Source organism: Rhodoferax sp. (genome assembly GCF_028715765.1).
Taxonomy (GTDB): Bacteria; Pseudomonadota; Gammaproteobacteria; order Burkholderiales; family Burkholderiaceae_C; genus Rhodoferax.
In genome coordinates this window covers 41656-55407 of the sequence record NZ_JAQURE010000010.1, presented here as the reverse complement: position 1 = coordinate 55407, position 13752 = coordinate 41656, and the positions used below count along the sequence as shown (strand labels likewise).

Here is a 13752-nt window from a genome sequence, read left to right as displayed (position 1 = left end):
CTCCCTTCACTTGATTTTTTAATAAGGAAACTTCCATGTTCAACAAAGGACAACTCGCCGGCCTCATGAAACAAGCGCAGGCCATGCAAGACAACATGAAAAAAGCCCAAGATGAGCTGGGCAGCATTGAAGTCACCGGCGAGTCTGGCGCGGGCTTGGTCAAAGTCACCATGACCTGCAAGCACGATGTCAAACGCATCACCATCGACCCCAGCTTGCTAGCAGACGACAAAGACATGTTGGAAGACCTGGTGGCCGCAGCCTTTAACGCTGCGGTGCGCAAAGCTGAAGAAACTTCTGCTGAAAAAATGGGCAAGATCACCGCTGGCATGCCAGGCCTGCCAGGTGGCATGAAATTTCCGTTCTGATGTCTGACACCAGCGCGCTTGAGGTTTTGGTGCAAGCCTTGAAGCGGCTGCCAGGCGTGGGGGTGAAGTCTGCGCAGCGCATGGCCTTTCACTTGCTTCAGCATGACCGCCCAGGTGCGCAACAGCTCTCCAACGCACTGGCGCATGCAGCACAAGCGGTGCAACACTGCGAGCGCTGCCACACATTCACCGAATTCACAGTCTGTGCCACTTGCCTGGATGAGCGCCGCGATGTCACCAAGCTGTGTGTGGTGGAAACGCCGGCTGACCAGTCGGCCATTGAGCGCACCGGCGCCTTCAAAGGCCTTTACTTTGTATTGATGGGCAAACTCAGCCCCCTCGATGGCATTGGCCCGCATGACATTGGTCTGAAAAAGCTGTTTGACCGTGCCACTGATGGCACCGTTGAAGAAGTGATTTTGGCCACCAACTTCACAGCCGAGGGCGAGGCTACGGCGCACGCCATCAGTGAAGGGCTGAAGGCGCGTGGTTTGCACCTGACACGCTTGGCACGTGGTGTGCCTGTGGGCAGCGAACTTGAATATGTCGATTTGGGCACCATTGCCCATGCGCTAGTTGATCGGCGCTGAAACTGAGAGAGGATGCCATGACCGTTGCCCGCTTTACTTTGGCCTATTGGTGTGTGCTGGTGGCTGCCTTGCTACCCATCTTTTGTGCCGGTTTGGCCAAATGGGGCACCTTCAGCAAACCCCGGCGAGACGGCGGTTTTGACAACCACAATCCTCGCGCCTGGTTGGCGCAGCAAACCGACTGGCGTGCGCGCGCCAATGCCGCACAAGCCAACAGTTTTGAAGCCCTGCCGTTTTTCATCGGCGCAGTGGTCATTGCGCACCAATTGGGTGCCTACCAAACCCGCTTAGACCTCTTGGCTTTTGTTTACGTGGTGCTCAGGCTGGTGTACATCTTGATGTACGTGGCTAATTTGGCCAATCTGCGCAGCATGGTGTGGGGGTTGGCCTTGGCCATGAATGTGGCCATTTTGTTTGTTGGTTATCGCTAAGGTGGCAAGCACTGTAAAGCCGCTGTCTTCTCGCCCAAGCCCAGAACCCAGCGCCGTAGCAAGGCGCATCAATTTTTCAAAACACCCATGCCCCACCGTAACCCGCGCGCCAAACTCACCCCCGCCATGCATGGCGTGCTGGAGCGCATGGCGCGTGCCGGGCAGGTTCCGCTGCATGCGCTGACGCCCCAGCAGGCACGCGCGCACTACGAGGCCAACGCCGGGGTGCTTGACTTGCCGCTGGTGCCGATGGCGCGGGTGGAGAGTTTCACCGTCAAGGCGCGTGACGGCTTTGAGGTGCCGGTGCGCCTGGTGGCGCCATCGCAAGAGGCGTTACCGGTGTTGGTTTATTTGCATGGCGGCGGCTTTACCCTTGGCAGCACGGCCACGCATGAGTCGTTGTGTCGGCAGTTGAGCCACCTGGCTCAGTGTGCGGTGCTCTCAGTGGGTTACCGGCTGGCACCAGAGCAGCGTTTTCCCACCGCGTTTGAAGACGCCTGGGACGTGCTGCAGTGGCTGGCGCAACATGGCCAAACGCTGGGGCTAGACGCCACTCGCCTGGCCGTGGGGGGTGACAGCGCCGGTGGCACGCTGGCTGCAGCGTGTGCGCTGCAAGCGCGTGACGTGGGTGTGCCACTGGCATTGCAACTGCTGTTTTACCCCGGCACCACCGCACACGCCGACACGCCCTCGCACAAAACCTTTGGCCAAGGCTTTGTGCTGGAGGCGGCACACATTGCTTACTTTTTTGACCTCTACATTCCAAACCACACCCAGCGTGAAGACTGGCGTTTTGCTCCCTTGCTGGCCGAAGACGCTGAGGGCGTGGCACCGGCCTGGTTGGGGCTGGCCGAGTGCGACCCGCTGGTGGATGAAGGTGTGCTGTATGCCGACAAATTACGCGCCGCCGGGGTGGCGGTTGACCTGGAAATCTACCGCGGGGTGACCCACGAGTTCATCAAAATGGGGCGGGTGATTGCCGCCGCGCGCCAAGCACATCAAGACGCAGCGCGTGCATTGCGTGAGGCATTCAAGCGCTGATGGGGGGGTGAAAATTAGGCCGTGGCGTGATGTTCACGGGGCTCAAATATCGGCCAGCAACGGGTAGGGCGCGGGAGACAAGGCCAGCACAGCCCCCTGGGCAGACTGAGCACGCACGCCACCGGCTTCAAAGGCGCTGATCTGCATCGACACAATGGCATCAAAACCCCCATTGGGTGCGGCTGCTGCTTGCACCACCAGGCCACAGGGTTGGCTGGCATCGTCTGGCGCAAACAGCGCTTGGCCAGCGTGCAACGCCACATCGGCGTGCGCCAGGTAAGCGCGGCGTTTGAGCGTGCCTCTGAACTGACTGCGTGCCACCACCTCTTGACCGGGATAGCACCCTTTTTTGAAATTGACCCCGCCCACCGACTCGTAATTGAGCATTTGCGGCACCAGTGCTTCAAAAATAGGCTGGCTCACGGTGGCAATGCCGCTGCGCACTTCGCCCCAAGCCCACAGCTGCGCACTGAGGGGCTGGCCTGCGGGGGCTGGGGTTGGTGCTGGGGCAATCAACAACGCGCGGGGCGTGCCTTCTGCAGGGTAAAGCGTGATCAGATGTTGGTCATCAAAATCGGCTTTAGCCCAGGCATTGCTTGCGTCAATAGCTCTGCTTTTGGTAGCTTCCAAAGCGACTGCACCAGCTAGACCGTAGACCGAGAAGTCGGCCGTGGCGTCTGAGAGCTTGACCTGGGCACGCATCACAAACATACTCAAGCGCTTCAAGGTGGCGGCCAGCAGGTCGGCACTGCACAGCAGCAGAATGTCGGTCGGGCTGCGTTTGAAGCCCACAAAGCTGGCTTGCAAGCGGCCTTTGGCGTTGCAAAAGCCTGCCAAGCGTGCCTCAGACAAGCCCAGCAGAGAGAAGTCGTTGGTGAATTGGCCGTGCAGAAATTTGGCGGCATCTGGGCCTTGCGCACGAATCAGCCCAAAAGTGGTCAGCGGGGCTACGCCTTCAAGTGTGTTTTGCATGGGGTGAATTATCATGCGCGCTTCAAATTCGAGAAGGCAACAGGGTTGTGGTGAAGATGTTTCGTGCACTGATGGCGGTGGTTTTGGTCGTGATGTTGGTCATAGCAGGCTGGGGCGGGCTGTGGCTGCACCAAGACTTGGATCTGCGCACCGCCACCGTGGACGTGTCCATTGAACCCGGCACCAGCCCACGCGGCGTGGCGCAAGAGGTGGTCAACAGCGGTGTCAACACTTCGCCCGCCTTGCTTTACTGGTGGTTTCGCCTGTCTGGCCAAGCCCGCCAAATCAAGGCGGGCAGCTACGAGCTGGCCGCTGGCACCACGCCGCGCAGCTTGCTGGGCATGCTCACACGCGGCGAAGAGGCCTTGAAATCCGTCACCTTGGTGGAGGGCTGGAGCTTCAAGCAGGTGCGCGCAGCACTTTTAAAAGAAGAGCACCTCACGCATGATTCACAAGCGCTAGAGGCCAGTTTGATCATGGAAAAATTGGGTCAAGCAGGCCACCACCCGGAAGGCCGTTTTTACCCCGATACCTACACTTTTGCCAAAGGCAGCAGCGACCTCAAAGTGTTGGCGCGTGCCCTGCGCGCCATGGATCACCACTTGCAAGATGCCTGGGCGCAGCGCGTGGGCACCTTGCCACTGAAGTCACCCGCTGAGTTGCTGACTCTGGCCAGCATTGTGGAAAAAGAAACTGGCCGCGCCAGCGACCGCCCCATGGTGGCCGCAGTGTTTGCCAACCGGCTGCGCTTGGGCATGCCGCTGCAAACCGACCCGACCGTGATTTACGGCCTGGGCGACAAGTTTGACGGCAACCTGCGCCGCCGTGACCTGCTGGCCGACACCCCCTGGAACACCTACACCCGCACCGGTTTGCCGCCCACCCCAATTGCCATGCCCGGCAAGGCCGCGTTGCTGGCCGCCGCACAACCCGCCACCAGCCGTGCGTTGTATTTTGTGGCGCGTGGCGACGGCAGCAGCCAGTTCAGCGACACGCTTGACGCGCACAATCGGGCAGTCAACACCTACCAGCGCGGCCGATAAGGCCTTTGACCATGACCCCCAGCGGACTCTTTATCAGTTTTGAAGGCATTGACGGTGCCGGCAAATCCACCCACATTGCCGCTCTGGCACAGGCCATTCGAGCGCAGGGCAGGGTGGTCACCCTGACCCGGGAACCCGGCGGCACCCCTTTGGCTGAAAAACTGCGTGCTCTGGTGCTGAACGACGCCATGGACGCCATGACCGAGGCCTTGCTGGTGTTTGCCGCACGGCGCGACCATTTGCAGCAAGTCATTGAGCCCGCCTTGGCGCGTGGCGAGGTGGTGCTGTGCGACCGCTTTACCGATGCCACTTTTGCCTACCAAGGCGGCGGGCGTGGCTTTGATCTGAAAACGCTTACTTTTTTAGAGCAGCTTGTGCAGACCAAACAAGGGCTAGAGGCCAATTTCATCAGACAACCCGATGTGACCCTGTGGTTTGACCTGGCGCCGCACTTGGCCGCACAGCGGCTGGCTGGCACCCGCACCCCCGACAAATTTGAAGCCGAAAGCTGCCACTTCTTCACCCAAGTGCAACAGGGCTATCAGGCGCGTTTTGCGGCTGACCCCATGCGCTTTGCCCGCATTGAAGCCAACCAAAGCCGCTCAGCCGTGTGGCGCGATGTGCTGGCGGCGGTGGCTGGCAAAACCGGGTTGCAGCTGGCTCTATCAGCAGCTGAAGAGACTTTGACTTCGGCATCTTTGACAACACCAGCCCCATGACAGCCACCACCGCCCCCTGGATCACCAGCCAAACGCAGCAACTGCTGGCGCAGCGTGGCCATGCTTGGCTGCTGGCTGGGCCTTCGGGGCTGGGGCAATTTGAGCTGGCCATGGCATTGGCCAGCGCTTGGCTGTGTGAGCGCCCGAGTGCACACGGTGCGTGCGGCCAGTGTGGCAGTTGTCACGCCATTGCCGTGCATGCCCACGCCGACCTGTGTGTGCTGATGCCAGAGACCACGCTGCTGGCGCTGGGCTGGCCCTTGGGCGAAAAAGCCAATGATGAAATTGAGAGCAAGAAGCGCAAACCCAGCAAGGAAATCCGCGTGGAAGCCATGCGCGATACGGTGGAGTTTGCACAGCGCACCAGCGCCCGTGGCCATGGCAAAGCAGTGCTGGTGTTTCCAGCTGAGCGCATGAATGTGTACACCGCCAACGCCTTGCTCAAAACCCTGGAGGAGCCGCCGGGCGATGTGAAATTTGTGCTGGCCACCGATGCCGCCCACCAGCTGCTGCCCACCATTCGCAGCCGCTGCCTGGGTCACACCCTGCTGTGGCCAGATGCGCCCACTGCCTTGGCGTGGCTGCAAGGGCAGGGCGTGCCTGCGGCGCAAGCTCGGGTGATGCTGCGCGCTGCCGGCGGCAGGCCGCAAGATGCATTGCAATTTGCACCCATTGCCGACCGGTGGCCACGCCTGCCACGTGCCGTGCAGGGCGGCGACGTGGCCGTCTTCAAGGACTGGACACCGGCGCAAACGCTGGATGCCTTGCACAAAATATGTCACGACCTGCTGGCCGTACGCAGCGGTGCCAGCCCACGTTTTTTTGAAGCCGCAGATTTACCCAAGGCGCAGAGTTGGCGCAAGTTGACCGACTGGAGCCAAGCCTTGTCGCAAGCCATGCGCACCGTAGAGCACCCTTTTAACGCGGGTTTGATGCAAGAAGCCTTTGTCAGCCAAGCGCAGTTGGCACTGAAACCCTGATTTTGATAGCACCATGAACAAAGCCCATCACCCCGCACCTGCTGCACCGCGCCCCAGCGTCATTCAGCTCAACATCAAGGAAAAAGCGGCCTTGTATGCCGCTTACATGCCCATTTTTGCCACTGGCGGCTTGTTCATTCCCAATGCCCGCGACTACCATTTGGGCGATGCGGTGTATGTGCTGGTGTCTTTGCCAGACGACCCTCAGCGCTATCCGGTGGCCGGCAAGGTGGGCTGGGTCACCCCGGCCAAGGCTGCGGGCAACCGCACCCAGGGTATTGGCATTGTGTTTCCGACCGACGACAAGTGTGCGGCATTGAAACTGCGCATTGAAGAGATTTTGGGCCCACAACTGGGTTCAGAGCGCCCCACCCAAACGCTGTAAGGTTGACTGCCATGTTCACAGATTCCCATTGCCATTTGAATTTTCCCGAGCTCATGGCCGAGCTGCCAGCGATTCGGCAAGCCATGGCGCAAGCCCAGGTGAGCCGTGCGCTGTGCATCAGCACCACCTTGGAGGAGTTTCCTGCGGTGCATCACTTGGCGCTGACCTATGACAATTTTTGGGCCACAGTGGGCGTTCATCCTGACAACGAAGGGGTTCGAGAGGCCAGCTTGCAAGAACTTTTGACGCTGGGTGCGTTGCCGCGCGTGGTGGGCGTGGGTGAAACCGGCCTGGACTATTTCAGACTCAATGGCCGCACGGTGGCAGACATGCACTGGCAGCGGGAGCGCTTTCGCATCCATATTCGCGCTGCGCGGCAATTGCAAAAACCGCTGGTCATCCACACTCGCCAAGCCGCTGCAGACACTTTGCAGATATTGAGAGAAGAGGGCGAAGATGGCTCGGTTGGCAGTGCCGGGGGCGTGTTTCACTGCTTTAGCGAAGATGCCGATGTAGCGCGCCAAGCCCTTGAGATGGGGTTTTACATCTCTTTTTCTGGCATTTTGACCTTCAAGAGTGCGCAAAACCTGCGGGATGTGGCTGCCACTGTGCCGCTCGATCGCTTGCTGATTGAGACCGACAGCCCGTATTTGGCACCGGTGCCGCACCGCGGTAAAACCAACAACCCGTCTTATGTGCCGCTGGTTGCAGCGCAGTTGGCGCAAGTCAAACAGGTGTCTCTAGAGACCATGGCGCAGCACACCAGCCGCAATTTTGAGGCCTTGTTCACAGGCGTGACGGTTTGAAAGCTGAGTTAAAAATGATCACTCATCACTTTAAAAAACTTTTATACCTATTTGTTTTCATTGGTTATTCTGTTGCGCATGCGGGCTCTTACGACGACTTTTTTACCGCCATTGCCCAAGACGACGAAGCCCGCATGGTGACGCTCTTGTTGCGCGGTTTTGACCCCAACACGGTTGACCCTAAAGGCACCCCGGGCTTGCTGCTGGCCGTGAAAGCGTCGTCTTTCAAAGTGGCCACCTTGCTGGCCAACGCAACCGGCGCCAAGGTGGAAGTGCGCAGCGCTGCGGATGAAAGTCCGCTGATGTTCGCTGCACTCAAGGGCGAGCTGGCGCTGTGCCAGTTGCTGATCAAAAAAGGCGCTGATGTCAACAAAACCGGCTGGGCGCCTTTGCACTATGCCGCCACCAGCGGCCATGTGGCGGTGATGAATCTGCTGCTGGAAGAAAACGCTTACATCGACGCTGCGTCGCCCAACGGCAGCACGCCGCTGATGATGGCGGCACGCTACGGCACCGAGTCGGCCGTGAAGTTGCTGCTGGAAGCTGGCGCCGACCCAACCTTGAAGAACGATTTAGGTTTGACGGCCATAGACTTTGCACGGCTCGGCCAGCGTCAACAGTCTGCGGAATTGATTGCTGCGTTCATTCGTGGCAGGCAGCCTAAAGGGACTTGGTGAGAATGCTGATTTCAAAGCGAATCCGTTGATCTGTGACCTTTATTTGACTTTATACGATGTATATTATGTTAAGTTATGTGGTGATCAATATCACATGAGCAGCAATCAGTTCAACCTATCCAACTCATCCATGACGTAGAGACTGAAAAGTCTCAAATCGCCAAGCTCTCAAAAAACAACCCACCACTGCGCAAAATTTGTGTCTGGGCGGCCTGTCTCAGCACCCCGGCTTGAGGCACCACCAGCGTAAGGCGTTGTTTGGCGCGGGTGATGCCGGTGTAGAGCAGTTCACGGGTCAGCACTGGGCTGGCCACGTCGGGCAGCACCAAGGCCACATGTTCAAACTCAGACCCCTGGGATTTGTGCACTGTCATGGCAAACACGGTTTCTACCGCATCCAGCCGACTGGGCAGCACCCAACGCACGGTGTCGCCCAGCGCAAAGGCCACACGCAGCCCCTTGGCGCGTGGCAGGCACAGTCCCACATCACCATTCATCAGGTTCAGGTGGTAGTCGTTGCGGGTGACCATCACCGGGCGACCCGCAAACCAGCCCTCGGGCGCAAACCCCAGGGCGTGACTCAAGGTGCGGTTCATGGCAGTCACGCCCCAGGCACCTTCGCGCAACGCGCACAGCACCTGAAATTGGGCAAAAGCCGCCAGCAAAGCCAGCGCTTGCACATCGCTGCAATTGGCCTGTTTTGCCTGCTTGGCCGCTTGTCCACCCGTGCCTAAAGCCTTTAACTGCGTCAGCCACTGCTGCCAACCGCGCTGTGCCAAGCCCGCCACATCAGCCGCGCGCGCAGACGCTGGCTGCAGCCGGGTGACGGCTGGGATGGGCTGAAGGTGCAGATCAGCCTGGAATTCATCGACCGTCGCTGCGGGTTGACAAGCCACAGGCGTGGCTTGCCATAACCGCTCTAACTCTGCACGCTGTCCGGTATTGACTGCGCGCGCCCACTGGCCAATCAAACTCTCAGCAGCAAAGCGACGGCTTTGTCGCAGCATGACGGTGTGCTGCGCCAGCCGTGAGCCTTGCCCCGCCCAGGCACTGAGGTCTTGCCCGCTGTGCGTGCTGACCCACTGCACCGTCTCGGGTAAATAAGCCCCCTGCTCTGCCCCGGCACAGAGTTGCCCCAGCACCGCACCCGCCTCGACTGAGGCCAACTGGTCTTTGTCGCCCAGCAAAATCAGGCTGGCTTGCGGTGGCACGGCCACCAGCAGGCGCGCCATCAAGGCCAGGTCAATCATCGAGGCTTCGTCCACCACCACCAGATCAAAGGCCAGCGCGGGCGGGGCACCGGTTTGGGTGCTAGAGCGCTGGTGCAGCAATTTGTGCAGGGTTTGCGCCTGCGCGGGAATGTGCGCCTGCATCTGTGGGGGCAGGTGTTGCACTGCTTGCGCGATCGACTCCCCCAACCGGGCGGCAGCCTTGCCCGTGGGTGCGGCCAAGGCAATGCGCAACGGCTTGCCCGCAGCCACCGCCTGCGACTGCAACAAGCCCAACAGTCGCACCACCGTGGTGGTTTTGCCCGTGCCGGGGCCGCCGGTGATGAGCGTGAAGCGCCCGTGGGCAGCCAGGGCACAAGCCACCTTTTGCCAGTCGGGCTGGGTAGCAGTTGACGCGTCAAACAAGCTGTTCAGTGACTCGGCCAACCCGCCTGGCACCGCCATGGGTTGGGTCAACCTGGCTAGGATGGCGGCACGAATGGTTTGCTCGGCCTGCCAATTGCGCCGTAAATACAGCCGCCCAGCCGCCAGCACCAGCGGGCTGGCAGTGCCGTGAATCCAGGGCAAACTGGCTGCCCCAGCGGCCAGGTCTTCGGGCAAAAAGGCTTGCAAACTTGATGCCCAGCCGAGCACAGCCACACCGCGTTCAGCCAATAGGGACACATCCAGACAAGCATGACCACGGCCATATTGGTGGCTGGTGAGCGCGGCCAACAGCACATGGCGCGGGTCAGCGCTGGGCTGCGCCTGGTGCAAAAACTGCGCAAAAGCCATGTCCAGCGCAGTCAAGGGCAAGCCGCTGGCCGCCGGTTCGATGGGTTCAAGCAAAGCCAATAAAGTCATCATCCTTCTCCTGCCCCATGAAAACTGAGTTGAGCATCCAGCGCCGCTATCAACGCCTGCGGCGTGGGCACGCTCAGCATGCCCACACCAGGCTGGTCAACGCCGCGCACAAACCAATACAGCGCCCCGCCCATGTGCTGGTCAAAGTCGTAGCTGTGAGGCATGCGGGCCTTCAGCAAACGGTGCAGCGCCAGCACATACAGCACGGCTTGCACGTCGTAGCGGTGCTGCCGCATGGCCTGGTTCAAGGTGCTGGGCAGGTAGTCGGGCAGCAGGTTGGACTTGTAGTCCAGCACGTAATATTTGCCTTGAATGACACACACCAGGTCCATCACCCCGGTCAGCAGCCCCTGCAGGGTGCGCGGTTTCAAGGCCTCACGCGGCCAACCCGGCCACACGGCTTGGCAGATGTGGTGATCCAGCCAGACAGTCTCAAGCCGTTGCACTGGTAGGGTAAAGCCCATTTCAGGCCAACAATCTGAAGGCTTGATTGATATTAAATTAATAGCTGCTTGTGCTTTATTCATAAGCGCTAGAGGCCAATTTTGCTTACAAATTTGGCACACCCATTCGGTCAGCAAGCAGGTTTGTGCCTCGTCCAAGGCGGCACGCTGGCTGGCGCGTTCAAGCTGCTTGAGCCAGGCGGCCTGCATGGCACTCGTTTCACCTTCGCCAGCACCCTCAAGTGCAGCCGCAGCCTCAACAGCAGTGGGGTTGTGCCCAGCATCGCTGTGGCTGGCGTGCCCAGCCCTTGCGTGCGGCGATGCGGCAACCGGCCAGCCATGCTCGGCTTGCCATTGCATCAGTTCATGCAACAGCGTGCCGTAGTGCGCACCGGCTGGAAAGGCATTGAAAGCCAGCACTGGCGCAAACAGCTCTGGCGACTGGTCTGGTGGCTGCGGCGCTGGCAGGTCAACGGCGGCGCTGTCAAGTTGGGCGTCTTGCAACCGGTCGTCTTGCACGCTGCCTGCAGCGCGGGCATCAAGCTCACGCGTGAGGGCACTGAAGCTGGCGCTCCAGCCAGCGCGTCGCAGCACGCGCTGCGCCACCCGTGCGGCTTGCCACGGCTTTGCGGGGGTGCTGGGCTGGTAGATACCGTCGCTGGCGGCGGGTGCGGGCAGCACGCTGATGTGCGCGCTTTTCCAATGGTTCAACCTGTCAGCCAAGTCGTCTGACGTTTTGCGCCCCAAAAGCAGTGACAGCGCGCTTTGGGGGCGCAGGGTTTTGCCATGCACATCGCCCGCCACCGGTGTCACGCCCAGCCACAGCGCGCGCTGGGCACGGGTCAGCGCCACATAAAACAGGCGAACGTCTTCGCTCAGACGCTCTTCATCAGGGCGGGTGCTGGTAGATTTCTCTGCGGTGAAGTGCGACATGAAGGGCAAAAACACCAGGGGGTACTCCAAGCCCTTGGACTTGTGCAGGGTCACCACTTGCACCAGTTCGGCATCGCTCTCCAGGCGCAGTTGGGCGGTATCGGCATTCACCTCGGGGCGGCGCAATTGCGCCTCCAAATGCCGCAGCAAAGCGCCCTCGCCTTGCAGCTGGGTGCTGGCCGCCTGCAGCAGCTCACCCAGGTGGAGCACATTGGTCAGGGCGCGCTCACCGGCGGCACCTTGCCCCAGCAGCTGTGGCGCCAAGGCTTGCTCGTGCAGCAAGCGGTGCAGCATGGGCAGCACGCCCTGGTTGCGCCAGAGCTGTTGCCAACCCAGAAAGCGCTCGACTTGCGCGTCCCACGCCACCTCATCGGTCAGCAAGGCATCGAGCTGCTGCCAGCTCAAGCCCATCAAGCGGGTCAGCAGCGCAGCGCGTAGCAGCCGGGTGTTGGTGGGGGCGGCCACGGCTCGCAAAATGCGCCACAGGTCAAGCGCTTGATCGCTGCCAAACACACTGTCGCGCTCTGACACATACACACTGCGCACACCGCGCGCTGCCAAGGCTGTGCGCATGGCGGCGGCTTCATAGCGGTTGCGCACCAGCACAGCCATCTCGCCCGGCACAGCCGCACCGGTGTGCAACAAGCTCACCATCTGGCTGGCAAAGACGGCGGCCATGTCGGCCAACGCGTCGCCCTTGCGCGGGGTGCTGTCAAACGGCAGGTGCCACACCGTCATGGCCACTTGGGGCTGACCGTTAACCAGCAGTGGCAACACCTGGGGGTTGCAGGCGCTCACCGGCTCAAAAGGCACGTCACCAAACGGCTGGCTGGCGTGTTGAAAAATATGGTTGACCGCTTGCACCAAGCCGCTGGTGGCGCGGTAGTTGCCACTCAGGCTGTAAATGCCCTGTGCCAAAGACCGGGCGCGCAGGTAGGTGGCCAGGTCTGCGCCCCGAAAGCTGTAAATGGCTTGCTTGGGGTCGCCAATCATCATCAGGCCAGAGCGCCCGTCTAGCAAGCGTAAAGTGCTATAGATTTTATTCAAGCTGCCAAACTGCCAGGGGTCGGTGTCTTGAAATTCATCGACCAGAGCCACCGGGTACTGGGCCGCAATGGCGCTGGCCAGCCGGTCGTCTGGCTGGTGCAGCGCGTGGTACAGGTTTTGCAGCAGGTCTGAAAAATCAAATTGGGCGGCTTGCTGCTTGGCGCGCTGGTATGCGGCATGAACTTCAAACGCGGCGTGTGCCAGCAGAGTTTCAGCCACCGCGGGTTCTTGCGCCAAGTGATCATGCAGGGTTTGCAGCAGGTCAAAGGCAGGTATGTGCTGTGCCCCGACCCAACCTTTGGCTTGCAGCGTGCTGCTGGTGAAACGCTCCAGGGTGTTGATCGCAATGTCTGCCCCTTGCGCCCACTCGGCCATGTGCACCAGCCAGCCAGGCAGGTGGTTGGAGGCATAGCCTTTGAGTTGTTTTTGGTCTTTGGCTTGGTTCACCGCGCGGGCAATGTCATCGGTCCAGGCTGCGCGCGCCTTGGCTTCAAGGGGGGTGCGCTGTTGCTGCCAAGCCGCCCATGCCGCCAACACCTCATCAGGCGCGGTCAAGCTGGGTGTGTCAGTGGCCGGGGCACGCTCGGCATCGCGCCAGCGGTCTTTGAGTTTAGCCAGCAGCGCTTGTGGCGTGTCGGCCAGACCGTCTAGCGCGGCCAAAGTGGTTTCGTCAAACCCGTAAAACCATTGGCGCCAGTAGTCTTGCACGGCGGTCAGCTTGAGCTGCTCTGGGTCTTCGACACGGGTTTGAGTGAACAGGCTGGCACTGTCAAAGGCATGGGTTTTGAGCATGCGGCTGCTCCAGCCGTGGATGGTGAAGATGGCGGCTTCGTCCATCCACTGCGCGGCCAAATCCAACCGGGCGGCGCATTCCGGCCAACTGGTGGGGTCAAGCTGCTGACGCAGGGTTTTTAAAAAGTCATCAGCACCTGAGGCCTGGCCTTTTTGAAAAAACTTGGCCGCCTGTGCCAGCCGAGCCCGAATGCGCTCGCGCAGTTCGGCGGTGGCGGCTTCGGTGAAGGTCATCACCAAAATTTGGGGCGGGTACAACGCTGCACCGGGCTGGCTGGCGCCAGGCGTGTGCCCCAGCACCAAGCGCACATAGAGCGCGGCCAGCGTCCAGGTTTTGCCGGTACCCGCCGAGGCCTCAATCAGTTGCAAGCCCGTCAGTGGCAGTGTCAGGGGGTTGAGCGGGGTGGGCAACAAAATTTCCTCCGGTGGGGTGACGTGTGCAGGTATCAGCGG

13 protein-coding genes are annotated in these 13752 nt (G+C 60.6%); 10 read left to right on the top strand and 3 right to left on the bottom strand.

Annotation, left to right across the window (positions count from 1 at the left end; all coding sequences use genetic code 11):
• Window positions 1–35: 35 nt before the first annotated feature.
• From PHT20_RS05680 to PHT20_RS05665, 4 genes are all read left to right on the top strand, one after another.
• Window positions 36–368 (top strand): YbaB/EbfC family nucleoid-associated protein, encoded by a 333-nt coding sequence (locus tag PHT20_RS05680; RefSeq protein ID WP_300086760.1) that lies wholly within the window; start codon window positions 36–38, stop codon window positions 366–368.
• Window positions 368–958, top strand: a complete 591-nt coding sequence (recR, locus tag PHT20_RS05675) for a recombination mediator RecR (protein ID WP_300086763.1) — start codon at window positions 368–370, stop codon at window positions 956–958. The genes PHT20_RS05680 and recR overlap by 1 nt, the downstream gene beginning before the upstream one ends.
• A 17-nt stretch (window positions 959–975) precedes the next feature.
• Window positions 976–1389, top strand: coding sequence for an MAPEG family protein (locus tag PHT20_RS05670; protein ID WP_301019787.1), 414 nt, complete (start codon window positions 976–978; stop codon window positions 1387–1389).
• An 87-nt stretch (window positions 1390–1476) separates the two neighbouring features.
• A complete protein-coding gene (locus PHT20_RS05665; protein ID WP_301019786.1) occupies window positions 1477–2430 on the top strand; it encodes an alpha/beta hydrolase in 954 nt (317 codons plus the stop codon).
• A 42-nt stretch (window positions 2431–2472) separates the two neighbouring features.
• On the opposite strand, the gene PHT20_RS05660 is transcribed toward PHT20_RS05665, so the two are convergent.
• Complete coding sequence (locus PHT20_RS05660) at window positions 2473–3402, bottom strand: folate-binding protein (RefSeq protein WP_301019785.1); 930 nt, start codon at window positions 3400–3402, stop codon at window positions 2473–2475.
• Window positions 3403–3458: 56 nt separating this feature from the next.
• On the opposite strand from PHT20_RS05660, the gene mltG reads away from it, so the two are divergent.
• Genes mltG through PHT20_RS05630 form a run of 6 tightly spaced genes read left to right on the top strand, consistent with a single transcriptional unit; the run spans window position 3459 to window position 8012 of the window.
• The gene (gene mltG / locus PHT20_RS05655) at window positions 3459–4445 is read left to right on the top strand and encodes an endolytic transglycosylase MltG (protein ID WP_301019801.1); all 987 of its coding nucleotides are present in this window, start codon (window positions 3459–3461) and stop codon (window positions 4443–4445) included.
• Between the two features lie 11 nt (window positions 4446–4456).
• Window positions 4457–5164, top strand: a complete 708-nt coding sequence (tmk, locus tag PHT20_RS05650) for a dTMP kinase (RefSeq protein ID WP_301019784.1) — start codon at window positions 4457–4459, stop codon at window positions 5162–5164.
• Window positions 5161–6144 (top strand): DNA polymerase III subunit delta', encoded by a 984-nt coding sequence (locus tag PHT20_RS05645; protein ID WP_301019783.1) that lies wholly within the window; start codon window positions 5161–5163, stop codon window positions 6142–6144. The genes tmk and PHT20_RS05645 overlap by 4 nt, the downstream gene beginning before the upstream one ends.
• A gap of 13 nt (window positions 6145–6157) precedes the next feature.
• Window positions 6158–6529 carry a PilZ domain-containing protein gene (locus PHT20_RS05640; RefSeq protein WP_301019782.1) on the top strand — a complete coding sequence of 124 codons (372 nt, stop codon included), beginning with the start codon at window positions 6158–6160 and terminating at the stop codon, window positions 6527–6529.
• An 11-nt stretch (window positions 6530–6540) separates the two neighbouring features.
• Window positions 6541–7335 carry a TatD family hydrolase gene (locus PHT20_RS05635; RefSeq protein WP_301019781.1) on the top strand — a complete coding sequence of 265 codons (795 nt, stop codon included), beginning with the start codon at window positions 6541–6543 and terminating at the stop codon, window positions 7333–7335.
• A gap of 14 nt (window positions 7336–7349) precedes the next feature.
• The gene (locus PHT20_RS05630; protein ID WP_301019780.1) at window positions 7350–8012 is read left to right on the top strand and encodes an ankyrin repeat domain-containing protein; all 663 of its coding nucleotides are present in this window, start codon (window positions 7350–7352) and stop codon (window positions 8010–8012) included.
• 152 nt (window positions 8013–8164) lie between these two features.
• Here PHT20_RS05630 and recD read toward each other — a convergent pair whose 3' ends face one another.
• Together recD and PHT20_RS05620 are read right to left on the bottom strand one after the other, a co-directional pair.
• Complete coding sequence (gene recD / locus PHT20_RS05625) at window positions 8165–10084, bottom strand: exodeoxyribonuclease V subunit alpha (protein WP_301019779.1); 1920 nt, start codon at window positions 10082–10084, stop codon at window positions 8165–8167.
• Window positions 10084–13710 (bottom strand): UvrD-helicase domain-containing protein, encoded by a 3627-nt coding sequence (locus PHT20_RS05620; RefSeq protein ID WP_301019778.1) that lies wholly within the window; start codon window positions 13708–13710, stop codon window positions 10084–10086. Before PHT20_RS05620 ends, recD begins: the two co-directional genes overlap by 1 nt.
• Window positions 13711–13752 lie beyond the last annotated feature (42 nt).

Bases quoted from the DNA above. Each gene is read 5' to 3' on its own strand.
- PHT20_RS05635 (WP_301019781.1), top strand. From the start codon at position 6,541: ATGTTCACAGATTCCCATTGCCATTTGAATTTTCCCGAGCTCATGGCC.
- recR (WP_300086763.1), top strand. From the start codon at position 368: ATGTCTGACACCAGCGCGCTTGAGGTTTTGGTGCAAGCCTTGAAGCGG.
- PHT20_RS05680 (WP_300086760.1), top strand. From the start codon at position 36: ATGTTCAACAAAGGACAACTCGCCGGCCTCATGAAACAAGCGCAGGCC.
- mltG (WP_301019801.1), top strand. From the start codon at position 3,459: ATGTTTCGTGCACTGATGGCGGTGGTTTTGGTCGTGATGTTGGTCATA.
- PHT20_RS05630 (WP_301019780.1), top strand. From the start codon at position 7,350: ATGATCACTCATCACTTTAAAAAACTTTTATACCTATTTGTTTTCATT.
- PHT20_RS05640 (WP_301019782.1), top strand. From the start codon at position 6,158: ATGAACAAAGCCCATCACCCCGCACCTGCTGCACCGCGCCCCAGCGTC.
- tmk (WP_301019784.1), top strand. From the start codon at position 4,457: ATGACCCCCAGCGGACTCTTTATCAGTTTTGAAGGCATTGACGGTGCC.
- PHT20_RS05660 (WP_301019785.1), bottom strand. From the start codon at position 3,402: ATGCAAAACACACTTGAAGGCGTAGCCCCGCTGACCACTTTTGGGCTG.
- PHT20_RS05670 (WP_301019787.1), top strand. From the start codon at position 976: ATGACCGTTGCCCGCTTTACTTTGGCCTATTGGTGTGTGCTGGTGGCT.
- recD (WP_301019779.1), bottom strand. From the start codon at position 10,084: ATGACTTTATTGGCTTTGCTTGAACCCATCGAACCGGCGGCCAGCGGC.
- PHT20_RS05645 (WP_301019783.1), top strand. From the start codon at position 5,161: ATGACAGCCACCACCGCCCCCTGGATCACCAGCCAAACGCAGCAACTG.
- PHT20_RS05665 (WP_301019786.1), top strand. From the start codon at position 1,477: ATGCCCCACCGTAACCCGCGCGCCAAACTCACCCCCGCCATGCATGGC.